This window comes from Runella sp. R0.1_18 (genome assembly GCF_057652155.1).
Genome location: NZ_JBYFCK010000005.1, coordinates 328,029 through 352,264, shown reverse-complemented (window position 1 = coordinate 352,264; position 24,236 = coordinate 328,029). Strand labels below are relative to the sequence as shown.

Here is a 24,236-nt window from a genome sequence, read left to right as displayed (position 1 = left end):
AGCTGAACTTTAAAATGCAGTTATGTACAATGGCTAGGAGGTTATTTTCCTTGTGGCGCAGTCATCTCTTGGTCGGTTGAAACGGGCTTGTCAAAGGAAGGCGTGCCGTCTTTCAAAAACGTAAACGACTGAATACGAGGCGAGCGTTTGCCTCCGCAGCCCTGACCTGCTTCGCTGTTGGCGTGGTAAAGAATCCAGTTCTGACGTCCATCAGGTGATTTGAAAAAACTGTTGTGTCCCGCTGCGTGCGTTCCGTTGGTATTCTCGGCCCAAAACACAGGATTCGGGTGCTTTTTCCACGAAGCTACTTTCATCAAATCATCGCTGGGAGAAGCGTAAATCATCCCCAATGAATAGAAGTCTGTCCAGCAACCACTGGCTGAAAAAATAATGTTAACACGGCCGTTAGGACTTTTCAAAAACTGAGGGCCTTCGTTGACCAACACCAACGGTTTGTCGTCGGGGCCTGGGCGGCTGATGGTGCCGTGTTTTTCCCACGAAAACTGAGGCTCAGAGATTTTGATTCGTTCGCCCACGCACGTCCATGGGTTGCTCATTTTGCATAAATAAATCGACTGTTGCCCGTTTTCGTCGCCTTCCCATCCTGACCACGTCAGGTAAAATTGTCCCTTGTGCTCAAACACCGAGCCATCAATCGCCCATTTATCTTGAGGCGTTTTTAGCTGTCCTTTCATTTCCCAGCTTCCTTGGGTAGGGTCTGCCGATGCATTTTCAAGTACAAACAAGCGGTGATTGCGGTTTTGGCCATCGTCGGCAGCGAAGTAGATGTACCATTTACCTTGCAAAAAATGCAATTCAGGTGCCCAAATTTCTTTGGAATAAGGCCCCGTCGCAGGAGGTGTCCACACAATTTTTGGGCTAGCGGAAGCCAGCTCCGTTAAGGTTTTTACTTTCCAGATACTCAGGTTTTTACCCGTGGTGTGCATGTAATAGTAAAACCCATCTTTGTAAATCGACCACGGGTCAGCCCCTGCGGGTAACAAAGGGTTTTTGAACGTTTGGGCGTGGATAAGAAAAGGAAAAAGTACTAGAAATATGATTTTTTTCATTGGATAAAAAGCGCTGATTTTGTTGAGATTTGCTGTTTTTTTGGAACACGGATGACACAGATTGGACGGATATTCACGGATTTTGGATGAACTCACGCTCACCTAAAATTCGACATTCTGCACTTGACATTTTGTCATTCCCTTTACACTTTCGGGTATTCCCAGCCTTTGCGGTAGGGGCGTTCGAGGAGTTTATTGGCTTCGGGGTCGTTTTTGATGAGTCCTTTTTCTCCGTCCCACTCAATACTTCGCCCCGCTTTCATCGAAAGCATTCCTAACAAAGCCATGTTAGAAGAGCGGTAGCCAATTTCAATGTCGCATACCGACGGTTGATTTTTCTCAATCGACATCAAAAAATCGGCCCAAAGATTGGCGATATTTTGCTGGTCAGGTATGTCGAGTTTGGCATCTTCGTGGATGATGGGCTTTTTGGAATCGGTCGGGTAAAACGTCCAGCCGTCGAGCCAGCCCATGTGGAAAGTACCTTCTGTTCCGTAAAAATAACAGCCTACGGCCTGTTGAGGGTGGGTTTTTTCGGCGTTGTTTCCCGCAAATTGACGATGTTCCCACGTCGCGGTGAAGTTTTCAAATTCATACACCGCCACTTGGTGGTCAGGGGCATCAGTATTGTCGGTTTTGATGGCGCGTCCTCCCGTCGAAAATACCTTTCTGGGATATTTTTCTTCCATAATCCAAAGTAACTGGTCGAGCCAGTGAATGCCCCAATCGCCGAGCGTTCCGTTGGCATAATCTAAATATTGACGAAATCCACGCGGGTGAATTTTCGTGTTAAACGGTCGTAACGGCGCGGGGCCACACCACATATCCCAATCCAACCCTTGGGGCGTTTCGGAGTCGGGCGTCACTTGGCCTGGGCCGCCGCCGTAGTGAACAAACGTCCGAATCATTCCGATTTTGCCCACTTTCCCCGAGCGGATGAAGTCGCGACCAGATAAGTTGTGGGGAGATACCCGACGGTGAGTTCCTACTTGCACAATTTTGCCAGTCTTGCGTGCAGCGGCTACCATGGCTTTGCCTTCGTTGATGGTATGGCTAATGGGTTTTTCCACATACACGTGTGCCCCTGCTTGCACGGCGGCGATGCAAATCAGCGGGTGCCAATGGTCGGGCGTGGCGACGATGACAATTTCGGGTTTTTCGGTCGCCAAAAGCTCACGAAAATCGCGGTAAAGTTTGGGTTTGTCACCGCTCAGTTTTTCTACTTCCGCCGCAGTTTTGGTGAGCTGACTTTGGTCCACGTCGCACAAGGCAACAATTTTGGATTGACCTGCGGCCATTGCCACGCGGAGAATATTGCCTCCCCACCAGCCTGTGCCAATGAGGGCGGTACGGTACTTAGAAGCACGGGGCGCAGCAATGCCATAGGGAGAAAAAAGCGTGGCAGTAGCGCCAGCGGCCGAATTTTGGATAAAGGTGCGACGGTTCATGGGGGATGTGATAGGTGTTAAAATGAATGTTGGACGAAAGTATAAAGTCAGAAAATCGGTTTGGTTACTGAATGCTTGCTACCTTTGCGGTATGAATTACCTATCTGCAGAAAATATATCGAAGTCCTTTGGCGATAAGTGGCTATTTAAGGGCATGACGCTGGGCCTGAGCCGAGGAGATAAAGTGGCGCTTATTGGGGCCAATGGTACGGGGAAAACGACGTTGATGACCATTTTGGCGGGGCTCACTCCTCCCGACGAAGGGGTGGTGAGTGTCCGCAAAGACATCCGAGTAGGGTACCTCGACCAAGCGCCTGATTTTGATGCCCAACTTCCTGTCATTGAAGTGATTTTTTCGGGCAAAAATCCCGTGGCGGCGGCGGTTAAAGAATACGAACGCGCTTTGGTGCTAGGCGATGATGCCGTGTTGGCGCGCGCCATCGAGCAAGTCGATTCGCTGGAAGCCTGGGATTTTGAGGCAAGGGTCAAAGAAATTTTGGGAAAACTAGGCATCTATGATGTTGAGGCAAAAATCGGGACACTGTCGGGCGGGCAGCGCAAGCGCGTCGCATTGGCTAAAGTACTTATCGAAAGTCCTGATTTGGTGATTCTGGATGAGCCTACCAACCACCTCGACTTGAGTATGGTAGAGTGGCTCGAAAATTACCTCAATACCCAAAACACAACGCTCCTTTTGGTAACGCACGACCGTTACTTTTTGGATACGGTTTGCAACGTCATTGTCGAACTCGACAACGGGAATTTATATACTTACAAAGGCAATTACGCCTATTTTTTGGAGAAAAAAGCCGAGCGAGAAGCCGTAGAAGCATCCGAAATCGACAAAGCGCGTAACTTATACCGCAAAGAACTCGACTGGATTCGTCGTCAACCCAAAGCGCGCGGAACCAAAGCCAAGTACCGCGTCGATGCCTTTGAAGATACCAAAGAAAAGGCGCAGCAACGCAAGTACGACAACCAAATCGAGTTGAATATCAAGTCCACCCGCTTGGGAAGCAAGATTGTAGAGCTCAACAGTGTTGGTAAAAAATACGGTGATAAAACCATCATCAATAATTTTTTATACACCTTCAAAAAAGGTGATCGCATTGGGATAGTTGGAAAAAATGGCGCAGGAAAGTCAACTTTGCTGAACATGATTACGGGCGAACTTCGTCCCGATAATGGCCAAGTCGTGCGCGGAGATACGGTGCAGTTTGGCTACTACACCCAATCGGATTTGGAATACAAAGACGGACAACGGGTCGTGGACTGGGTCAAAGATGTGGCCGAGGTGATTCGCTTAGGGACAGGGCAAACCGTGACGGCTTCGCAGTATTTGCAGGCGTTTTTGTTCCCGCCCAATAAGCAAGGAACAATGATTGAAAAATTGAGCGGGGGAGAAAAACGTCGTTTGCAGCTTTTGCGCGTGATGATGCACGAGCCTAATTTTTTGATTCTTGATGAGCCTACCAACGACCTCGACATTACGACGCTCAACGTATTGGAAGAGTTTTTGATGAATTTTCCTGGCTGTTTGGTGATTGTTTCCCACGACCGCTATTTCCTTGACCGTTTGGTGGATCACTTGTTTGTATTTGAAGACAACGGTCACATTCGCGATTTCCCAGGAAATTATACAGATTACCGCAACTTCTTAGCCGAAAATAAAGAGCAAGCAGCTGCTGCCAAACAGACAGTAGTAGCCCGCCCGCAAGCTCCTTCTGCTACGCCTGTTTCGGCTCCCGCCAAGCGTAAGCTGTCGTTTAAGGAACAACGTGAATTTGAGACGTTGGAAAGCGACATGGCGAAGTTGGAAAGTCAAAAAGCGGATTTTGTCGAAAAAATGAACGCTGGAGTAGGCTCGCACGAGGATTTTGCCACTTGGGCCAAAGCCGTGGAGCGTATTACCGAAGAACTAGAAGAGAAAGAAATGCGCTGGTTGGAACTGAGTGAGTTTATGTAATCCTCACGCCTCAGCGTACTGTATCTAGGCTTCAGGCATTCTTTTTATGGGATGCGATAACAAAAAAATAGCTTTCAGGGTCTTTTTCCCTTAAAGCTATTTTTTGTTTTTGGGCTATTTTTTAACACCTGCGTAGTAGAAAAATGCTCCTTGGGAAGTATCGGTATAGCTTACTCTCAGTACTTTTGAGCTTACTTCTTTTTTGCCATCAAACCACTTTCCATCTTCGTACGTCCCAATTTGTTGGTTTTGATAGCGCAGCGAAAACCCGCCTGACACCGCCACCGCCGAAATGTTTTCGAGGGTAGTGGTAGCGGTCTTGGGAATAAATGTGGTGCGTACCAAACGGTAGCTTCCATCCGAATTTTTAAGAATATCAAGACGAGGAAGCTGATTTACGTCGGTAATGGCAATGCACAATGGATCTAAGAAAGCGTTGGTTTGATATGCTCCTTCAAGCACGTTTGGGTCTTGGGTAATGGCTTCGCGCTGGCAATTTGTGAGCAGCAGCACTGCGAACAATAACAGAGATAAGTATTTCATTGGCGTATCATTAAGGGTTTTTAATACGACGCATTGACGTACGAAAGAGTTGGAACTTACGCCTTAATGACCAAAAATAACGGTTGAAAAGCATAAACCTACGCCTCAAAAAAGCAGACTTGAGTACCCTATTTTTCTCCATTACTTTTGAACCAACAATCAGTTTTATCCCCTAAACACTCTTTAATCAACTACAGCTATGGAAGCAAAATTTTGGTTCGACTCATGGGACAAGGGCGGTTTTTACACGAGCTTTCACCGTCGCGACATTCATCCGTTTGTTTTAACATACTTTACCCCCAGCGAATTACGCGGTAAAACGGTCCTTGTCCCTTTGTGCGGCAAAAGTCTTGACATGGTTTATCTTGCGGCTTTTGCCGACAAAGTAATCGGAGTCGAGATTGTTGAAAAAGCCATCATTGAGTTTTTTGAAGAGAATAAATTATCGTATCACCAACCAGACGAAGAGACTTACGTCGCAGGCAATATTACCCTACTTAGAAAAGATTTTATGGCGCTTACTCCCGAAGACCTCGGCCCCATCGACTGGGTGTATGACCGTGCTTCGCTCGTGGCATTGCCGCTCGACATGCGCCAAGAATACCTGCGTGCCATCGACCGCCTCACCGACGTAGGTACTCAGTCGTTAGTAATCACACTCGAATATTTCCCGCTGATTAATTCGGCACCGTTTAGCATTACTGCCCAAGAAATGGATGACTACTACGGACTGGGTCATTTTATCAACCATGCCGAAAGCCCGTTGTTGATGCAGCACGGAATGGTACGCCGCTGGAACTTAGAGTATTTGTACGAACATGGTTTTATTTTATCAAAACATACCAATGGGTTGATTTTGGAGAAAAAAAACCTTGTTCAACCAGTTTTTTGCCCTGCTTAACTTGTCTTTATATACCCATTAACAATAAAAAAGAGGCTGCCCAATGTTGTTCAACCTCACCCCCTAAATCCCCCTCTACTGAAAGGAGAGGGGGACTTTTTAAGCCCTTCTCCAGAAAGGAGAAGGGTTGGGATGAGGTTGAAGCCAAAGAATATTTTGTGACCTGTTACTTTTGAGACAGCCTCTTTTCTAGTTATTGCGTTATACTAAACGTCGCAAATCAACACGCACTTTTTCAAAGCTTCTAGCATTCCTGCTTTGTCTTTGGCTTTTGGTACAAATTCTTGTCCGATGTATCCTTTATAACCTGAGGCCACTATCGCCTTCACAATGGCAGGGTAATAAATCTCTTGGGTATCGTCGATTTCGTTACGGCCAGGGTGCCCGCCTGTGTGGTAGTGGCTGATGTATTTACCATAGCGCTGAACATTGCGAATGTGGTCTCCACTCATGCTCTGCATGTGGTAAATGTCGTACAAGAGCTTGAATTTTTCTGAGCCTACCATTTCGCACAATACCGCTCCCCATTCTACATTATCGGCTTGATAATCAGGGTGGCTAGCGCGCGAACTCAACAGCTCCATCGTCAGGGTTACGTTGTATTTTTCGGCCAATGGAATCAGGCGTTTAAGCCCTTTTTGGCAATTGAGTAAGCCTTGATAATCGCCCAAACCACGGCGGTTTCCTGAGAAACAGATTACGTTGGTGATTCCGTACTCTTGGGCTTGGGGCAACAATTCTTCGTAGCATTTGACGATGATGTCGTGGTTTTTAGGGTCATTTAAAAAACTACCTAAGCCCGTTTTTTCAGGCCAAGGGTCGGCCCATCCCAAGGCAGAGGTCAAGCCGTAGTTTTTCATAATTGCCCACTCTTTTGGCCCTGTTAACTCAATCGACTCAATGCCCATGTCTTTGCTCGCTTGGCAGAGTTCTTCGAAAGGGATAGAGGCGTAGCACCAGCGACTTACTGAGTGCTTGATATTTCCTTTGAGTTTAAGGGGGGCGTGCGCTTCAGCAGAATCGACAATAGTAGGAATGGTAGCCGCCGAAGCTCCTAAGGTTTTGAGGGCATCGCGGCGAGAAAGGTTTGATTTCATTTGATACAATGGTAAGTGTTGACTGTCCATTTATTTACATCCTACAAAAGTGTCTTTCCTTGCTAAATTACTGCTAAAGTAGAATATTACCTTTCAACCCATTTGCTGTCAGGCCGTTGTCAAATAAAACGACTATTGGCTATTTGGCGACAGGAAGCTGAGTGCTGATGGCAATTCGATTCCAAGAATTGATAACGACCGACACCATGATGAGTTGGGCGATGCTTTTTTCGTCGTAATACTTTTGGGCATTTTGATAAGTAGCCTCCAACAAGCCTTTTTACCTCTGTTTATGATATGTGAAATGATGGTACAAAGGTGAGGCAACAACGGTCAAAAAAACATAAACTGGTTTAAGAAATGCTTTTTTTTCTGATTTCGCTTAAATATTCGGGGGTAAAACCGAGGTAGGAAGCAATGAGGTATTGTGGAACGCGCTGAAGGAATTCGGGTTGGCTCTTCCGAAAAAAGTGGTACAGCTCTTCGCTAGAGTGCTCGTGCCGAAATTTGAGGCGCTTTTGAGTAGCTGCATACGCCCTTTGATAAACGCACCTAAAATATTTTTCCATTGCAGGATGGGCGTCCAGCAGCTTGTCGTGGGCATCCCGAGGGAGTGTTAATACCTCCGTATTTTCGACTGCCTGAATATAAAACTCCGTAGGCGTCTGACTGATAAACGAGAAAGTATCAGTCATCCACCAGTTTTCGAAGGCAAATTCGGTGGTTTGTTCGACGCCCTTTTCGTTGATAAAATACTTCCGTAAGATTCCCTTGGTTACAAAATAAGTTGCTTTGCAAACTTGTCCTTCGGTCAATATATTTTCCTTTTTTTTGACCGTTTGATGCTTGAAATAGCCGAAAATTTCGGCCATTTCGTCATCGTTAACAGGGACAAATTTATTGATATGTGCTTGAAGCAAGGGAGACATATAGAGCGATTTCTACGAACATAAGTTAGCTTTCGCGCCCTACCAAAAAGTCCGCAAAATCGAGTAATGGTTTCTTACGGTTTTCGGCAACGGGTAGGTTTTGCAAAACTTCAAAACCATGGGCAAAATACGCATTGGCTTTTGCTTCCGCAATTTTATCAATCCCCAGTTGGGTATAAATATCGGTCACAGCAGCTACTTTGGTAGCAGTATCATACGTCCCTTGCTCCTGAGCCAGCCAGTAGTGAAGTTTTTCTTTGCTCTCTCCTTCGGCCAACAAAAGGGCCTCGATGAGCATAAACGTTTTTTTGTTGGCAATGATGTCGCCGCCGACTTGTTTTCCAAATTTTTCGGGGTCGCCATACACGTCCAGCAAGTCATCTTTTAACTGAAAACCTAGCCCCATGCTTACGCCTGCGTCGTAGAGGGCTTGGGTGGTCGCATCGTCAGCGCCTGCAATAATTCCACCTAACTCCATAGCAAAACCCAATAAAACAGAGGTCTTGAGGCGAATCATTTCGATGTATTCTTCCTGCGACACGTCGGTACGCGTTTCAAAGTTCATGTCAAATTGCTGCCCTTCGCACACTTCCGCTGCCGTCCGATTAAAGCGCTTGATGACTTTGGGTAAATAGGCGGGTTCTACATCCAACAAAAGTTCATAGGCATTGACCAGCATCACATCGCCCGACAAAATTGCTGTATTGGCGTTCCATTTTTCGTGGACTGTCGGTTTGCCACGGCGCAAAGGCGCACAGTCCATGATGTCGTCGTGCATGAGGGTAAAATTATGAAACACTTCGACGGCCACGGCGGGTTTGAGGGTCTTCTGCCAGTCGTCCGTAAAAAGATTGGCCGAAAGTGTTGTCAAAAGAGGGCGCAAACGCTTGCCTCCCAAAGACATGATGTACTGAATAGGTTCGTATAATTCGATGGGGTTTGCTCCGTAGGTGGTGTTATCGACTTGCTTGCCAATGGCCTCTAAGAAAGGTTGAAACGTCATGCTATAAATAGGAATAAAAAGCTTTGAAGCCCAAAATAAGGGAACTTATACGTATAAACGGTGGCTGGCCAAAAAAGTTTTGAGGAAATTATGTAAAAACCTTTGGCAAAGTCCCCAACTTTGGCAAAGTTCGCGAACGTACCACCCACAAGCTTGATTTTATGCTACGTCCTCTACAAACCCTTTTTTTTGCCTTTATTGGCAGTTTTTTATTGACGAGTTGTGCTACTTCCCAAACCAAATCGACGGCCAAAGCCAACACTGCACCGCCTGCTTCCAAGTGGGGAGAACTGGTGAGTAATTCGGCGGTTTTTCGTCAAAACCATACGGGATTTGCCTTGTATGACCTCGAAAAACAAGAAACCGTGGCCGAATACCAAGCCGATCGCTATTTTACGCCAGCCTCCAACACCAAGCTTTTTACGCTCTACGCAGGGCTGTGCTTGCTCGGGGATTCTATTCCTGCTCTGCGTTACACTACCAAAGGCGATTCGTTGATTTTTTTGGGAACGGGCGACCCCTCTTTACTTCATCCCGATATGCCTGCTTCAAATGTGTTTTCCTTTTTGAAGAACTGGCGTGGTCATTTGTTTTACTATCCGCATAATTATACAGGCAAACGCTTTGGGGCGGGTTGGTCGTGGGCCGATTATGCCGACTACTACCAAGCCGAAATTTCAGCGTTGCCTTTGTATGGTAATGTCGTACGCTTTACCAATAATACTGTCAGCCCACGTACCTTCAAAGACAGCTTGCGCACGGCGGCTTGGTCAGAAAAATTCAAACTAACGCGCGACGAATTTGCCAACAATTTTTATTCAATGGGTTGGCCTACCAAATCTTTTACCGAAGACTTACCCTTCCGTGTTGCTAACTCTACCATAACGTACTTGCTTTCGGATACGCTCAAAAAAGAAGTTCGGTTGTTTCCCAAAACAGCCCTCGGGCCACAGTTCAAAACACTTTACAGCTTGCCTATTGATACCCTTTACCGCCGTATGTTGCAGGTGAGCGACAACATGTTTGCCGAACAGATTTTACTTTTGTGTGCTTCTCAAATCGACCCTAACAACGAAGGCATCGACGCTACGAAAGCCATCGAACACGTCAAAAAACAGTTTTTGGCCGATCTCCCCGATGAGCCCATTTGGGAAGATGGTTCGGGCTTGTCGCGTTACAATTTGTTTACGCCGCGTTCGGTGGTGAAATTATTGCAAAAAATACATGCGAAAGTTCCTCAGCAAGAACGTCTCTTTGGGCTCATGGCCATTGGTGGAAAAGCGGGAACTATTCGGAATCAGTACAAAAGCAAAACGCCTTTTGTTTTTGCCAAAACAGGTTCGTTGGCCAATACGTATTGCTTGAGTGGTTATCTTCGTACCAAAAGCGGCAAAACGCTGATATTTAGCTTAATGAACGGAGCATATATCAAAAAAACGGCCGAAATTCGCGCGGAAGTAGAGAAAATTTTGACCGAAATTCACGAAAAGTACTAGACGTAATTACACTTATGACAGTCAACGAACACATAAAACAGTCGAATCAAGGGCGCAACCCACAGTTGTTGGAACAAAAATACGAGCGCATGTCGGAAGGGTCGTTCCTATTTTTTCGGGCAACTTCCTCGGTCTTTTTTCAAGACTTTACGCAACATTTTTCGACCACTGACCCGACCCGCGTTTGGGGGTGTGGAGATTTGCATTTGCAGAATTTTGGTACCTACAAAGCCGAAAACCGCTTGGTTTATTTTGACATTAACGATTTTGATGATGCCGCTCTCTTGCCCGTTACTTGGGAACTAGCGCGAATGCTGACGAGCATTTACATTGCGGGCGAAGAGTTGGATTTGGAACCCGAAGAAAACGAACAAATGGTACTTGCGTTTTTGGACAGTTATACCAAAACCCTGGTTTCGGGAAAACCCATCGACATTGAGAGGCGCATTGCCACAGGTATGTTGGCCGAGTTTTTTGATCAACTCGAAAAACGCCGCCGCAAGGATTTTATCAAAGCACGTACGGTAAAAGTAGAAGGTGAACGCAAACTCAACCTCGAAAATGGAAAGGTGTTGCCTATATCGGCGCAAAAGCGTTCGGAAATCGAAACATTGCTAACGGCTTGGCTTCAACAACACCCCAATCCGTTTTTTACCCGTATTTGTGACATCGGTGTGCGGCTCACGGGTACGGCCAGTTTGGGTTTAGAACGTTACGTGATTTTGGTCGAAAATACGAAAGAGAAACAGTATTTGCTTGATCTTAAAGAAGCAAGAACGTCCACGCTAACACCGCTTTTGCCGCTTTCCCAGCCCATTTGGCCTACTGAAGCCGCTCGGATTGTGGGTATCCAAAGTCGGGTCAATAATGTACTACCAACCTTGTTTTGTGAAATTGTAGGTCAGGGAAAATCGTTTGTGTTGAAAGAACTTCAACCCGAGCAAGACAAGCTAGATTTTCATTTGTGGGACGGTGAGCTGGAAACGCTTGAAGACCTAATCCGAACTACAGCCGTTATTGTTGCCTCGGGGCATTTACGAAGTGCAGGGCGTCAAGGTTCGTCGATTGCCGATGAGCTGATTGACTTTGCGAAGCAATCGCAGTGGCAGCAAGACCTACTCACGTTTTGCCGTGAATATCCCAATAAAGTTCATCAAGATTATTTCGCATTTTGTGAAGCTTACGAAGAAGGTTTTTTTGAATGATGTCGCCCATTATTCGCTTTTTTGATGAAATAGAACGGCTTCCCGAGGAAGCAAAAGCGCTCATTGCCCAAAAAGCCAAGCTTTTCCGATTTACCAAGGGAGAAATTATTTTCCAACAAGGCCAAGTCTGCCACAATATGTTTTTTATGGTGTCGGGCTTGGCGCGTGTTTTTCACGGAAAAGAAGATAAAGAAGTGGTCGATTGGCTGGCGATACAGGGAAACCCTTTTACGGCTATCGACAGCTTTTATGCTCGGCAGCCCAGTCGATATACGATTGAAATTCTCGAAGATTCGCAGGTGTATTCCATTGGGTATGATGATTTAGAAACGCTCTGTCGGCAGTTTCACGTCGTGGAGCGCATCGCCCGTTTGGTTACAATGGAGCAATTCTTGATTTTACAAGAACGCATTGACATGATTCAGTTTCAAAATGCCCAACAGCGGTACGACACCTTTCTTCGCCGTTTTCCCGACCTCAGCAACCGCCTACAACTGACGCATATTGCTTCTTATTTGGGAATTACCCTCGAAACCTTGAGCCGTATCAGGGCCAAATATTGATTTTTTGATTTTTGTCAAATGAAGTGTTTGGCGCTTTCCTGACTTTTGGGAGTATAAACGCTCGCCACAATGAACAAGATAAAAAGCCTTCACCGAATTTCGGGAATCATCATTGCGCTCTTTGCCGCAGCCCACCTTTTTAATCATGCAATGGCGTGGTATGGCATCGAAACGCACCGCGAAATAATGGAAGCCCTGCGCAACATATACCGCCAGCCCGTTGTTGAGATAGTACTTCTGTTATGCTTTGGGTTTCAAGTATATAGCGGTATCAGGCAAGCGATGATCCTTAGAAAAGTGCCTCATTTGAGTTTAAACGACCGTTTGCAAATGTTTGCTGGTTGGGCTTTTGCCTTTTTTATTGTCCAGCATATTGGGGCAGTAGTTGGGCAGCGTCTCTACTTTGGTACCGACACTGACTTCTATTTTGCAGCTAGGGTAGTGTTAGAAGCACCTTTTAAATATTACTTTGTCCCCTATTATTTCTTGGGAATCATGGCGTTGGGCATCCACGTAGCAGCTACGCACCGTAAAAAAATCGCTGGAATGGTGAGCGACAAGCAAGCTACGTTTCATGCTTTAGTCATCGCGGCCCTGGCTTTTTTTACTGCGATGCTGATTTTGTATGTTTTTATGGGAGGGCGTTATGCGATTTTGATGCCTACTGGGTCTTTTTAAGTGTTTATTATTTGGTCTTTTAAGACTCATCAACCTTGTTTTATTAACTCCTGCAAAGCCTCTACGTTGGCGGCTTCGTCAAAGATAGCTGCTACGGGAATGGCAAAGCCCTTGATTACCCAACTTTCGATGTAGTCGCTGAAGTAAAAAGTACGGGCGGGCAAATAGTGTGTATCGTGGTCTCCGAGCAGCACGTACTGCTCAATAAAGCGCTGATTGGGGTCAATAACCCAGTATTCTTTGATGCCATGAGCTGCGTAGTCTTGCTTTTTGAGTCCACGGTCGCGAGCCGCCGTTTTTTTAGATAAGATTTCTACTACAAAATCGGGCGCGGGAAAAAGCATTTGGTCGTCGGTAAATGTATCGTATTTTTCTTTTGAGAAAAACACCAAGTCGGGCTCGTAGTCGTTGCGCGTAAGGGCAATCATGGCTTTTTCGGTCGCCACCCGCCCTAATTTATTGATGCGCACATAAAAACTCAACAAGCTCGAAAGTAGGTCTGTCACGCTAAAATGACGCTTTTTGACGGGTGAATGAAGTACAATTTCGCCATTGATAAACTCCGCTTTCACCCCAGGCGACACCCACTCCCGAAACTCATGCCGACGTTTTTTTTCTTCTAAAAGCACCTCATTGAGCTTTGCTATTTGCTCAAACGCATCGGGGGAGGCTAATATTTTTTCAACATAATTTGCCATCTTACACGGGGCTTTTTCTACAAATATACATTTTTTAAAGAATAGCGTGTAGTTACCCCTCTGCTCTATAAACAAAAAACGGGCACCTTTCAGCGCCCGTTTTTTGTTTATCCTTGCTATTTCTAGTGGAAGAAATCCTTCATTTTTTCAAAAAATCCTTTCTCATTTTTTCCAGGTTTAGGCTGGAAATTGGGAGAATTACGGAGTTTTTCGAGCAGGGCACGTTCGTCGCTGCTTACTTGTTTTGGCGTCCAAATATTAATGTGAATCAACTGATCACCACGGCCGTAGCCATTGAGTTCTTTGATTCCTTTTCCTTTCAAACGCAAAATTTTACCGCCTTGAATACCCGCTTCAATCGGTACGCGTGCCTTACCGTCGAGGGTAGGGACTTCTACGGCTGTGCCCAATGCAGCATCAATAAAGCTGAGGTGCAAGTCATAGACCAGGTTGTTGCCATCGCGCTTCAACTGTTCGTCTTCTTCTTCCTCTACGACAATCAACAAATCTCCTGCGATACCGCCACGTGGAGGCACGTTTCCTTTGCCACTCATGGAAAGTTGCATTCCGTCGGCTACTCCTCCAGGAATTTTGATGCTAATCAAATCCTCTTCCAACACGCGCCCTTCGCCTGCGCATACCTCGCAGCGTTCAGTAACGATTTTGCCGTCGCCGTTACACGTAGGGCAGGTGCTGGTCGATACCATTTGGCCGAGCATCGTGCTTACTACTTTTCGTACTTGGCCGTTTCCGTTACAAGTATGACAGGTTTTAAGCGAGCCACCATTTTTAGCGCCGTTGCCGCCGCAAGTGTTACAACTTACGTAGCGTTTTACTTTGATTTTTTTATCAGCTCCTTCGGCTACTTCGCGAAGGTCTAATTTAAGTTTGATGCGGAGGTCGGTTCCACGGCGGACGCGACGGCCACCGCCGCCACCACCACCGCCAAACATATCCCCAAATGGCGACGAATCGCCAAATATATCCCCAAACTGAGAAAAAATATCATTAATGTCAAAACCTTGGCCACCACCAAAGCCACCGTTTCCGCCCATGCCTGCGTGCCCAAACTGGTCATAACGTTTGCGTTTTTCGGCATCACTAAGGACTCCGTAGGCTTCGGCAGCTTCCTTAAACTTTTCTTCTGCCGACGGGTCGTCAGGATTTTTGTCAGGGTGGTACTTGATAGCCAACTTACGGTAGGCTTTCTTGATTTCATCCTCAGACGCCCCTTTGCTTACGCCAAGAATTTCGTAATAGTCTCTTTTTTGTGCCATTATCTTAACTGCCTATCACTACTTTAGCGTAGCGAATTACTTTTTCGTTCAAGAAATACCCTTTTTCAACCTCATCAATTACCTTCCCTTTTAAATCTTCGGTTGGGGCAGGAAACTGCGTAATCGACTCGTGTAAGTCGGCATCAAACACTTCACCTTTTGCTGTCATTGGCTTCAAGCCTTTGGCCTCCAGCGTTTTTGAGAATTTGTTGTAAATCAATCCAACGCCTTCTTTCAGTGGGGCAATCTCACTTACCGTTTCAAACGATGCCATTGCACGTTCAAAGTCGTCAACTATTGGCAATACAGCCTTCATCAATTCCTCATTGGCGTTTGAAATAAGGTCGAGTTTTTCTTTGGCAGTACGGCGGCGGAAGTTCTCAAAGTCAGCGTACAAACGCAAGTATTTATCTTTCAATTCCGCTACTTCGGCTTCCAATTTTTCCGTTTTGGTTACTTCCGTTTCTTGGGCTATTTCTGCGGCCTCTGGGGTTGGCGTAGTTTCTTCTGCAACAATCTCTTCGTTATGGATTGGTTCGTTCTCAGTTGTCATATTTTTAAGAATACCTTTATTGCTCTTTTTATAATTAAGAAGGTGTAAATTTCTTTGCCACTTTCGCAAAAACTGACACATTGGCAGGGGTTTGTGTTAAGGTTGCTTCACAACCTGCTTAAAAAGGTAAAAGTGAAGCTGAAAAATTTTAAACTGAAAAAATGCAAACAGGAAACTGAAAACCCCAAACTGACTAAAACCCACCCTGATCGTAGAATGTACGGCGGCGCGAAAGTTTCAGGTCTCGCAAGAGGGCGGATTTAGCGCGGATTTCAAAATTATAGTTGTTGGCACGGAAGCCCGACCCCGCAAAAGGCGTCCAGTTGAACGACATTTCCCAGCAGTGTAAGTCGCGAATGATACCGACATTGGTAATCGAAGGTGCTTTGGCCACCACGTCAACGCCCGTTGAATACGTAAATTTCCACTTGGGGGTCAAGCTAAAGTCACCCTGCATGGTCAGGGACTGAATGGTCGTTGCTTTGGCCAAGCCTTGTTTTGTGTATCCGAAGTTGTAACTAAAGTTAATCGTCCACGGAATATTAAAGTCAACATATGCAGCAGGATTGGCATTAATCATCCGCTGCTGTTCTTCGGTATTAGGGGTATTTGCTTTTTTAGGCTTATCGGCACCTTTGGGCGCAAACCGCGTAGAAAAGGCAATGTTCATATTCGACAATTTTGCCAATCCTTGGTTGGCCATCACCGAATACTTATTGATTTTACGTCCAACCGTACCGTAGGCGGCATCTTGCACGTAAGCGTAAGGGTCAAAACTGGCTGAGAAGTTGAAATTCAGGTTTTTAAACAACTGCGCATTGGCCGCTAAACTAATATCCGACATATTGAGTGAGTCGGCCATGAGGTTATACGAACCGTTTAAGCTCAAGTTGTCCAAAATAGATTTTTTCTCAAACTGCTTGCCCGTCGAGTCGGATTTAGGGCGGAGTTTGGCTTCAAATAAGTTGTTCAAACTCCACGAAATTGCGGCGGCTGAGGTACCTGAGGTCGTTAAGTTTCCACCCACGGTACGATAACGGTTCAAATAGCGTACTTCGCCCCGCTCATTAACCACCGTTTTTTCGTACAAATTAGACTGGTCAGGAACATAACTAATACTTGCCGAAGGAATCACGGTATGACGAATGGCCTCCAAGCGTTTGCCTTTGATAAACATTGTACCGTAGAGTCGGGTGTTGACACTGGCACTGAACGAGACGTTGTTGGCAAAATAGAACCCTTTGAGGGTATCGACTTGTACTTTGTTTCCGCTGATGTATTTATATTGAAACTTCTGCGTAAAGGCATCGCCCGACATCGAAATCCCTGGGGTGATGTTGATATAGCGGAATAGTTTAATGTTAGGCAAAGAAATAGGAATCGAAAAACGCCCTGTAAATTGCGAATTTTTGATAAACTGGCTGAATGTTTCGGCGTTCAACGCATAAGTAGTGATGGGACTTGTGCTGCTTCCAACCACGTTGGTAGGAGGGTTCGCCCATACAAATCCCAGGCGTGCACTTGACGTATCGGCATACACAATGTTGTTGTTGGCCGTCAGCCCTCCGCTGAAATCCATCCCCAAGCGAAAACTTTCGTACCACGCACCTGTTCCACCTTTGAGGGCAAAAGGAGCGATTTGGTTGATACCGAAGTTAAAATCAATGCCCGCATCAATCGAACCTGGGTCTATTTGGTTGCCATCGGCATCTACTTTGGAGCGATCGGGGAAACGCTGGTTGACGCGCACACTGGTTCCCATTCGCGCAAATTGCCCAAACTGCTTGTTGTATTGTACCGACGACCCCGCCACGTTCTGGATGTAACGCTGGGTGCTAAATTCGTTGAACTGGTTAAAGCTATTGCTACCGATGTTGACCGAAGCGCCAAAACTTGATGTCCCGCGTGTAACGGGTGTGTGCGTCCAGTTGAGGCTAAAATCGTTACGTGGTTTGTTCAATACCTTGATTTCGTTTCCTTGAACGTTGCGGTTGAAGCGCAGGTTAAAGTTACCGTTGAAACGGTATTTGACCGCATACGGCATGGCTAGTCCTACCCCCCAGCTTCCTCTGGAGTAAATCTGCCCCGTAATGCTCATGTTGATTTTATCACTAATGGCCCAGTAGTATCCCCCGTCGCGGAGGTAGTAACCACGGCCATTGGGTTCTTCGCCGTAGGTAGGCATGATGAGGCCCGACGTGCCGATTTCTTTTTTCTTAGGAATGGGGAAAAAACCAAAAGGTAAACCAATAGGCAAAGGCACATCGGCGATTACTAAATTGAACGGCCCTGAAATGACCTGTTTTTCGGGAATGACTTTGATTTTTTTTGCCGCGATGTGGAAGTGCGGGTGAGTCAGGTTGCAGGTCGTATAAATCGACCCACGAATGTACATATTGTCCTCGGCGTCTTTCTTTACGGTTGTCCCACGGATATTGCCATCGCCTTGTTGGGTAACAATACCTTTAATAAATCCTTTTCTTGTCTTGAAATTATACCGCAGTTCTTTGGTGTCATACTTTTCGCCGTTGTCCTCAAAAATAGGTTCTCCAACCCATTTTTTGGAGGTTGTATCGTATGTTCCTTTGGCAAAAACCTCGTTGGTTGTCCAGTTTAATCGAATGTAATCCGCCTGTAGCACAATGGCTCCGTAGGTTACTTTGGCTTGCCCGTAAAGATGCACTTCTTGGGCGGTAGGGTCCATAATGGTCGAATCTTTGGCGCTATAGACCACCGTGCTTTTGAGGTCGCTTTCGGCTTGGAGGGTATCTTTTTTTGTGCTATCGGCACTGGTCATCGTGACTCCAACGCCAGGCAGTGATGCCGAGCGCTTTTGGAGCGAATCGGGAGCCACAACGGGATTCGTTGGTTTACGAGGGAGCAGCCTTTGGGCCATTAACCCAAAGTTGCCCATCAAGATTAGGGCCAAACATAGCAGCCAAAGGGCGGCACTTGCGATACTCTTCTGTGTTCGTGGAGACAACTTTACAACTACTTTATTTGCAAAAGTACGGCATTCCGCGTTTTGAAGGGACGAAAGTTTGTTAAAAGTTATTAAAGCCCTTTTTTGTCGCATCTCAATTTGCTTCTCTCATCAGTAAAATCAGACTAGCCAAGTCTTAAAACGTCAGACTGTTAAACTTCGTATTTTTATGAAACACGTCTTTGTGGGGGTGCTAGTCATCGCCTTTATACTGTCAAGTTTCAAGCAAGCGACTTTCGAAGCCCTGCCGCCAAAGCATCCTAATATCCTGTGGATTACGTGCGAAGACATGAGTTATCAGTTGGGTAGTTTCGGCAATAAAATCGTCAAAACGCCCCAGCTTGATCAACTTGCGGCTGAGGGTACGCGCTACACCAACGCGTTTGCTACTGCGGGCGTATGTGCTCCTAGCCGTTCCGCGATTATTACGGGGATGTATCAACAATCCATCGGTACCCAACACATGCGTACCTTGGCCGCTTCAGCGGTGGCTTCCGACGCCTATCCGCCTGGTTTTAAGGGTTATTCGGCCGTCATTCCTGACTATGTCAAATGTTTTCCTGAATACTTACGAGCGGCGGGCTATTATTGTACCAACAATTCCAAAGAAGATTATCAGTTTGAAGCTCCTCCGACGGCTTGGGACGAAAGTAGCACGCGGGCACATTGGCGTAACCGCCCCGATAAAAATCAACCTTTTTTTGCCGTTTTTAATTTGACGGTCACGCACGAGTCGCAGGTATGGGCGCGGTCGAAAGAGCCTTTGCTCGTCAAACCCGAAGACATAACAGTCCCGCCGTATTATCCTGATACCCCAGAAGTCCGCCTTGATATTGCGCGACATTTGTCGAACGCCATGGTGATGGACCAACAAGCAGGGAAAATATTGGAACAACTGCGCGAAGACGGTCTTGCCGACAATACCATCGTATTTTTCTTTTCCGATCACGGCGACGGCCTCCCCTTTGTCAAGCGGGAAATCACACAGCGAGGGTTGCGGGTTCCGTTTATTGTTAAAAATCCGTTTATCCCCCAAAAACAAAGAGGAAAAGTGGACAGCCAACTGATTAGCTTTGTCGATTTAGCTCCTACGTTGTTGTCGTTGGCGCACATTCCTATTCCTAAACATTTGCAAGGGCAGGCATTTTTGGGAGAACAAAAAGCCCAAAGCCCACGAAAGTTTGTGTTTGCCGCCCGCGACCGCATGGATTCTGAGTATGACCGAGTACGGAGTGTCCACGACGGGCGTTATCAGTACCTCCGCAACTATATGCCCGAAAAGTCGTACTATCAGCATATTCGCTACCGATTGCAACAACCGTCGATGCAATCCATTTTAAAACTCAAAGAAGCAGGTCAGCTTAATGCTACGCAATTACGGTGGTTCAGTCCCAGCAAGCCTACCGAAGAATTGTACGACTGCCAAAACGACCCTCACCAATTTGCCAACCTTGCAGATGTGGCTCAGTATCAGCAAAAATTAAAAGAAATGCGGGTCATCTATGACCGTTGGATTCAGCAAGTAGGTGATAAAGCCGCCGAACCCGAAATGGAAATGGTCGGTCGGTGGTGGGGTGGGAGCGACAGCCCTCCGCAAACGCAAATCCCGATTATCTCCGTCAATTCTTCTAAAATTGCATTAACTTGCGCCACCAAAGGAGCCTCAATTGGGTACAAAAAGCATTGGAAAGATGCCAGTTGGCAGGTATATACTCACCCTTTAGAGCTATCCAAAGGCGATTCACTGTACGTGATTGCACAGCGAATTGGTTATCGACGTAGTGGAATTGTCATTTATCCTCAATTATAAACCCACGTTCAAACCCAAATCACTATTACTATGTCCAAAACTCAAGTAGCCGTAGTAGGTCTTGGCTTTATCGGGCCAGCCCACATCGAAGCTCTACGGCGTTTGCCCGACGTTGAAGTAGCAGGTATCGCCGATTTTTCGGCCGAAATCGCCCAAGCCCGTGCCCAATCACTCGGCACAGCGGCTTACGATTCGTTTGACGACCTTCTTCGCGACGATTCTATCGAATGCGTTCACATTTGTACGCCTAACTTCCTTCACTACGAGCAAGCCAAAAAAGCATTGTTGGCGGGCAAAAATGTGGTTTGCGAAAAACCACTTGCCACCACCACCGCTCAAGCAGAAGAATTGGTAGAGTTGGCCGATAAATTGGGCTTGGTTAACGCCGTTCACTTCAATCTTCGCTATTACCCGTTGATTCGTCAGATGAAAACGATGCGTGAAAAAGGCGAACTCGGCGATATTTATTCGGTACAAGGTAGCTATTTGCAAGACTGGCTTTTCTTACCGACCGATTACAACTGGCGTTTGGAGCCTTCTCAATCGGGTGACTCACGTGCCGTTGCCGATATCGGTTCGCACTTATTCGACCTTATTGAATACATCACGGGGCTTCATATCACCGAAGTAATGGCAGATTTCAATACGGTTCACAAAACGCGTATGAAGCCTAAAAAAGCCATCGCAACCTACTCAGGCAAATTGCTCCAAGCTTCTGATTACGAAGAAGTACCTATCACAACGGAAGATTTTGCCTCGATTTTGTACCGTTTCGACAACGGAAACACGGGCGTAGCTACCGTGAGTCAGGTGTCGGCAGGTCGCAAAAACCGCTGCTCACTCGAAATCAGCGGTGCAAACCAAACCTTCAATTGGTGCTCAGAAACTCCTAACGAAGTATGGATGGGGCGTCGTGAAGTAGCCAACCAAGTGTTGTTGCGTGACCCTGCCCTGGCCCACGAAGAAGCACGTGCGTTGATGACTTTCCCAGGAGGCCACAACGAAGGCTTCCCTGATACTTCGAAGCAGTTGTTTAAAGAAGTATATGCGGCGATCCGCAACGGAAAACCAGCCAACCCAACGTATCCAACGTTTGCAGACGGTTTGCGTGAACTTCGCCTTTGCGACAAAATCGTAGAAAGTAGCCGCGAGCGCCGCTGGGTGCAAGTGTAAGAAACCTCTTAAACCTTACAGGTTTGATAATATTTCCGTAACTTTGCGGAGAAAATAGTATTTTTACATCGTACCGCCACTGACCTTTATCTCTCTCTTTCAGGAGTTTGAAGTCAGCGGCAGTACGATTTTTTTGTTAAGTAAATACAGAGAGACATCACAATGGAGCCACTAAAGATTGCCATTTTGGACATGTACGATGGGTATGCCAACGAAGGAATGCGTTGTATCAAAGCCATCACAGAGCGTTTTGTAAATCAAGAAGGAATAGAGGCAACCTATGAGGTATTTGATGTGCGCCAAAAATGCGAAGTGCCTGATTTGAGTTTCGATATTTTTATTTCTTCGGGAGGCCCAGGCAATCCTCAACCTGTGGGCGAACCGTGGGAAAAACCTTTCTTTTTGCTCCTTGACCAGATTTGGCAATACAACCGCCAACCGCATCATCCCCGCAAAAAACACCTCTTTTTGATTTGTCACTCCTTCCAAATGGCGTGTTTGCACTGGGGCGTTGGATTGGTTTGTAAGCGCGGCTCGACTTCTTTTGGGATATTTCCAATGACGAAAACACACTTCGGCCAAAAAGAACCGTTTTTCAAAAACTTGCCTGATCCATTTTATGCCGTTGACTCGCGCGATTTTCAGGTGATTGAGCCTAACCATCATCATTTAGAACGGATTGGGGCAAAAATTTTGGGTATCGAAAAAGAACGTCCGCACGTGGCGCATTTGGAAAGAGCAGTGATGGCGGTACGCTTTTCTCGCGAAGTATTCGGTACACAATTCCACCCCGAAGCCGACGCAGAAGGGATGCTTCGTCACTTCCAAAAAGACGAGAAACGTGAAGGAATCATTAAAAACCACGGGGAAGAAAAATACAATGACATGGTAACTCACCTCCAAGACCCCGACAAAATTATGCTTACCGAAGCGTCTATTATTCCTACTTTTCTGCGCAAAGCTGCCGAACAACTCAGTGTAACGAATGTCGAAGTCCAAATGCAGATTGTCGAATAAAATACGATACGTTAAACCTGGACCAAAGTAAGTTTTATTTCAGATTTAACGCATTAAAATATAGGGTCGCTATTCATTGCTCCAGAGGAGCTACATCTTAGTAGAAAAATGAATCAAATCCACCACAAAGCCCCATCGGGGTGACACCGACGCTCGATAAAAGATGCCACCGAGCGCTGGCCGCCCTGGTGGGGCTTTTGGATTGCTTTTGCCCCTTTTGCTACTAAGATTTCGCCTCGCTGACGCTGCTTTTTTTAATGCGTTTAACCTAGTTTTATTTGGAAGAATTGATTTGTTGATTATTTTTGGTTGATGTACCAACCTTTATTGGGGTAAACCTTTTAGTTCCTATGATTACACAACTTCGACAAACGTACAACGCAGCTTTTAGCGAGGAAAAATACAACGAATTTGTTGCGGGCATTCATACCGATTGGCCCAATCAACTCGAATTTAGGGTGGCAGAAACGCCCGTTTTTGTGCCAAAATCCTTAAAAAATAAACTCATTGAAGCCTGTGAATCGTTTGTGGATGTGATTGTGGGAAGCGAGTTTAAAAACCAAACCCAACCCGCCATTCCTGCTGACCAAAACGTACCAAACGAAAATAATCATAGCTCATTTCTGGCCATTGATTTTGCTATTTGTAAAGATGCGCAAGGGGAGCTAGTTCCTCAACTGATAGAATTGCAGGGCTTTCCGTCGGTTTTTGGGTTTCAAAGCTACGTCACTGAGAAGTTTCGCGATTATTTCCCTATTCCTGCCCACTTTAGTAATTATTTCAGCGGGGTGAGTACGCAAGCCGAGTACATTGCCAAGTTGAAAGAAGTAATTGTTGGGCACGAAAACCCCGAAAATGTCATTTTGTTGGAAATTTATCCAGAACAACAAAAAACCCGCATCGACTTTGCCGTAACAGAAGCATTTTTGGGGGTAAAAGCAGTTTGTTACACAAAAATCAAAAAGCGTGGACGGGAATTGTTCTACGAAAAAGACGGCCGAGAAATCCAAATAAAACGTATATATAACCGTTTGATTTTTGACGATTTGGGTAATTTCCCTGACCTTCAAACGGAATTTAACCTTACGGATGATGTGGACGTGACTTGGGTAGGGCACCCCAACTGGTTTTTTCGCATCAGTAAATACACCCTTCCATTTCTCAAATCTCCCTACGTACCCGATACCCGCTTCTTGAGCGAATACGATGGGCAATTTCCTGCTGATTTAGAGAATTATGTCCTAAAGCCTTTGTTTTCATTTGCGGGAAGTGGCGTAAAAATCCACATTTCTCTCGAAGACTTATCGTCGGTTGCTGACCCTGAAAATTGGATTTTACAACGAAAAGTGGCTTACGAGCCTATCATTCAAGCCTTGGATGGGTTGGTGAAATGTGAGATTCGGATGCTTTATGTATGGGACGACAATGCCCCGCGCCCGCAGTTACTCACAAGCTTGAGTCGCTTGAGTCGCGGTGAAATGATTGGCGTTCGCTTCAACAAAGACTTTACGTGGGTAGGAGGGAGCACTTGTTTTTACGAGCCTGACTAAGTATATCTCCTAAGTATAGCTAACTTTTGATACGGTAAGGCTTTGACTTTTCGGTAATTGTGCGTTATGTTTGTGTTACCAAATAGTCGTTTTCCACACAAAAGGGTATTGTATGCCGAAATTGGCCAAGAAAATCAAGCAGGGTCTTCACCTGCCAATGGATGATTTGTTAAGTAAAACTTCTCAGACAATCTCATCGTATTTTCGCGTCGTTTTTTTAGTCCATTTTGGCCTAACAATTCCTCATTTGTGTAACTTTTATCGTATCCAAAGTAT

General features: G+C 46.0%; 21 protein-coding genes. 10 read left to right on the top strand and 11 right to left on the bottom strand.

Going from position 1 to position 24,236, the window contains the following annotated elements; genetic code table 11:
* Nucleotides 1-41: 41 nt before the first annotated feature.
* Nucleotides 42-1,070, bottom strand: a complete 1,029-nt coding sequence (locus tag AC23P2_RS11875) for a glycoside hydrolase family 43 protein (protein WP_487773396.1) — start codon at nucleotides 1,068-1,070, stop codon at nucleotides 42-44.
* A 143-nt stretch (nucleotides 1,071-1,213) separates the two neighbouring features.
* On the bottom strand, nucleotides 1,214-2,518 hold the full coding sequence (locus AC23P2_RS11870) for a Gfo/Idh/MocA family protein (protein WP_487773395.1): 1,305 nt from the start codon (nucleotides 2,516-2,518) through the stop codon (nucleotides 1,214-1,216).
* Between the two features lie 91 nt (nucleotides 2,519-2,609).
* Here AC23P2_RS11870 and AC23P2_RS11865 point away from each other — a divergent pair, with 91 nt between their 5' ends.
* Nucleotides 2,610-4,484 carry an ABC-F family ATP-binding cassette domain-containing protein gene (locus AC23P2_RS11865; protein ID WP_487773394.1) on the top strand — a complete coding sequence of 625 codons (1,875 nt, stop codon included), beginning with the start codon at nucleotides 2,610-2,612 and terminating at the stop codon, nucleotides 4,482-4,484.
* A gap of 114 nt (nucleotides 4,485-4,598) precedes the next feature.
* Here the strand turns inward: AC23P2_RS11865 and AC23P2_RS11860 are convergent, their stop codons facing one another.
* Nucleotides 4,599-5,027 (bottom strand): hypothetical protein, encoded by a 429-nt coding sequence (locus AC23P2_RS11860; RefSeq protein ID WP_487773393.1) that lies wholly within the window; start codon nucleotides 5,025-5,027, stop codon nucleotides 4,599-4,601.
* Nucleotides 5,028-5,226: 199 nt separating this feature from the next.
* Here AC23P2_RS11860 and AC23P2_RS11855 point away from each other — a divergent pair, with 199 nt between their 5' ends.
* Nucleotides 5,227-5,928 (top strand): class I SAM-dependent methyltransferase, encoded by a 702-nt coding sequence (locus AC23P2_RS11855; RefSeq protein ID WP_487773392.1) that lies wholly within the window; start codon nucleotides 5,227-5,229, stop codon nucleotides 5,926-5,928.
* 206 nt (nucleotides 5,929-6,134) lie between these two features.
* Here AC23P2_RS11855 and AC23P2_RS11850 read toward each other — a convergent pair whose 3' ends face one another.
* The 4 genes from AC23P2_RS11850 to AC23P2_RS11835 all read right to left on the bottom strand — a co-directional run bounded on the left by AC23P2_RS11850 (nucleotide 6,135) and on the right by AC23P2_RS11835 (nucleotide 8,957).
* The gene (locus tag AC23P2_RS11850) at nucleotides 6,135-7,025 is read right to left on the bottom strand and encodes a hydroxypyruvate isomerase family protein (protein WP_487773391.1); all 891 of its coding nucleotides are present in this window, start codon (nucleotides 7,023-7,025) and stop codon (nucleotides 6,135-6,137) included.
* A 139-nt stretch (nucleotides 7,026-7,164) separates the two neighbouring features.
* Nucleotides 7,165-7,299 (bottom strand): hypothetical protein, encoded by a 135-nt coding sequence (locus AC23P2_RS11845; RefSeq protein WP_487773390.1) that lies wholly within the window; start codon nucleotides 7,297-7,299, stop codon nucleotides 7,165-7,167.
* A gap of 79 nt (nucleotides 7,300-7,378) precedes the next feature.
* A complete protein-coding gene (locus AC23P2_RS11840; RefSeq protein WP_487773389.1) occupies nucleotides 7,379-7,954 on the bottom strand; it encodes a Crp/Fnr family transcriptional regulator in 576 nt (191 codons plus the stop codon).
* A gap of 25 nt (nucleotides 7,955-7,979) precedes the next feature.
* Nucleotides 7,980-8,957, bottom strand: coding sequence for a polyprenyl synthetase family protein (locus AC23P2_RS11835; RefSeq protein ID WP_487773388.1), 978 nt, complete (start codon nucleotides 8,955-8,957; stop codon nucleotides 7,980-7,982).
* Between the two features lie 161 nt (nucleotides 8,958-9,118).
* Between AC23P2_RS11835 and AC23P2_RS11830 the strand changes: the two genes are divergently transcribed.
* From AC23P2_RS11830 to AC23P2_RS11815, 4 genes are all read left to right on the top strand, one after another.
* Nucleotides 9,119-10,453, top strand: coding sequence for a D-alanyl-D-alanine carboxypeptidase/D-alanyl-D-alanine-endopeptidase (locus tag AC23P2_RS11830; protein ID WP_487773387.1), 1,335 nt, complete (start codon nucleotides 9,119-9,121; stop codon nucleotides 10,451-10,453).
* A 14-nt stretch (nucleotides 10,454-10,467) separates the two neighbouring features.
* Nucleotides 10,468-11,658 carry a DUF2252 domain-containing protein gene (locus tag AC23P2_RS11825; RefSeq protein WP_487773386.1) on the top strand — a complete coding sequence of 397 codons (1,191 nt, stop codon included), beginning with the start codon at nucleotides 10,468-10,470 and terminating at the stop codon, nucleotides 11,656-11,658.
* Nucleotides 11,655-12,221: a Crp/Fnr family transcriptional regulator gene (locus tag AC23P2_RS11820; protein ID WP_487773385.1), complete on the top strand. Its 567-nt coding sequence runs from the start codon at nucleotides 11,655-11,657 to the stop codon at nucleotides 12,219-12,221. The genes AC23P2_RS11825 and AC23P2_RS11820 overlap by 4 nt, the downstream gene beginning before the upstream one ends.
* Nucleotides 12,222-12,290: 69 nt before the next feature.
* Complete coding sequence (locus AC23P2_RS11815; protein ID WP_487773384.1) at nucleotides 12,291-12,899, top strand: hypothetical protein; 609 nt, start codon at nucleotides 12,291-12,293, stop codon at nucleotides 12,897-12,899.
* Nucleotides 12,900-12,928: 29 nt separating this feature from the next.
* On the opposite strand, the gene AC23P2_RS11810 is transcribed toward AC23P2_RS11815, so the two are convergent.
* The 4 genes from AC23P2_RS11810 to AC23P2_RS11795 form a co-directional block, all read right to left on the bottom strand.
* Nucleotides 12,929-13,597 carry a Uma2 family endonuclease gene (locus AC23P2_RS11810; RefSeq protein WP_487773383.1) on the bottom strand — a complete coding sequence of 223 codons (669 nt, stop codon included), beginning with the start codon at nucleotides 13,595-13,597 and terminating at the stop codon, nucleotides 12,929-12,931.
* 122 nt (nucleotides 13,598-13,719) lie between these two features.
* A complete protein-coding gene (dnaJ, locus tag AC23P2_RS11805) occupies nucleotides 13,720-14,874 on the bottom strand; it encodes a molecular chaperone DnaJ (protein ID WP_487773382.1) in 1,155 nt (384 codons plus the stop codon).
* A gap of 4 nt (nucleotides 14,875-14,878) precedes the next feature.
* Nucleotides 14,879-15,427, bottom strand: a complete 549-nt coding sequence (locus AC23P2_RS11800; protein ID WP_487773381.1) for a nucleotide exchange factor GrpE — start codon at nucleotides 15,425-15,427, stop codon at nucleotides 14,879-14,881.
* A 193-nt stretch (nucleotides 15,428-15,620) separates the two neighbouring features.
* Complete coding sequence (locus tag AC23P2_RS11795) at nucleotides 15,621-18,410, bottom strand: putative LPS assembly protein LptD (RefSeq protein ID WP_487773380.1); 2,790 nt, start codon at nucleotides 18,408-18,410, stop codon at nucleotides 15,621-15,623.
* A 169-nt stretch (nucleotides 18,411-18,579) separates the two neighbouring features.
* On the opposite strand from AC23P2_RS11795, the gene AC23P2_RS11790 reads away from it, so the two are divergent.
* The 4 genes from AC23P2_RS11790 (at nucleotide 18,580) to AC23P2_RS11775 (ending at nucleotide 23,960) form a co-directional block, all read left to right on the top strand.
* A complete protein-coding gene (locus AC23P2_RS11790) occupies nucleotides 18,580-20,220 on the top strand; it encodes a sulfatase family protein (protein ID WP_487773379.1) in 1,641 nt (546 codons plus the stop codon).
* Between the two features lie 30 nt (nucleotides 20,221-20,250).
* Complete coding sequence (locus AC23P2_RS11785) at nucleotides 20,251-21,393, top strand: Gfo/Idh/MocA family protein (RefSeq protein ID WP_028522559.1); 1,143 nt, start codon at nucleotides 20,251-20,253, stop codon at nucleotides 21,391-21,393.
* A gap of 162 nt (nucleotides 21,394-21,555) precedes the next feature.
* Nucleotides 21,556-22,410, top strand: coding sequence for a type 1 glutamine amidotransferase (locus AC23P2_RS11780; protein ID WP_487773378.1), 855 nt, complete (start codon nucleotides 21,556-21,558; stop codon nucleotides 22,408-22,410).
* Nucleotides 22,411-22,760: 350 nt separating this feature from the next.
* Nucleotides 22,761-23,960, top strand: coding sequence for a hypothetical protein (locus AC23P2_RS11775; protein WP_487773377.1), 1,200 nt, complete (start codon nucleotides 22,761-22,763; stop codon nucleotides 23,958-23,960).
* The last annotated feature ends 276 nt before the right edge of the window (nucleotides 23,961-24,236 follow it).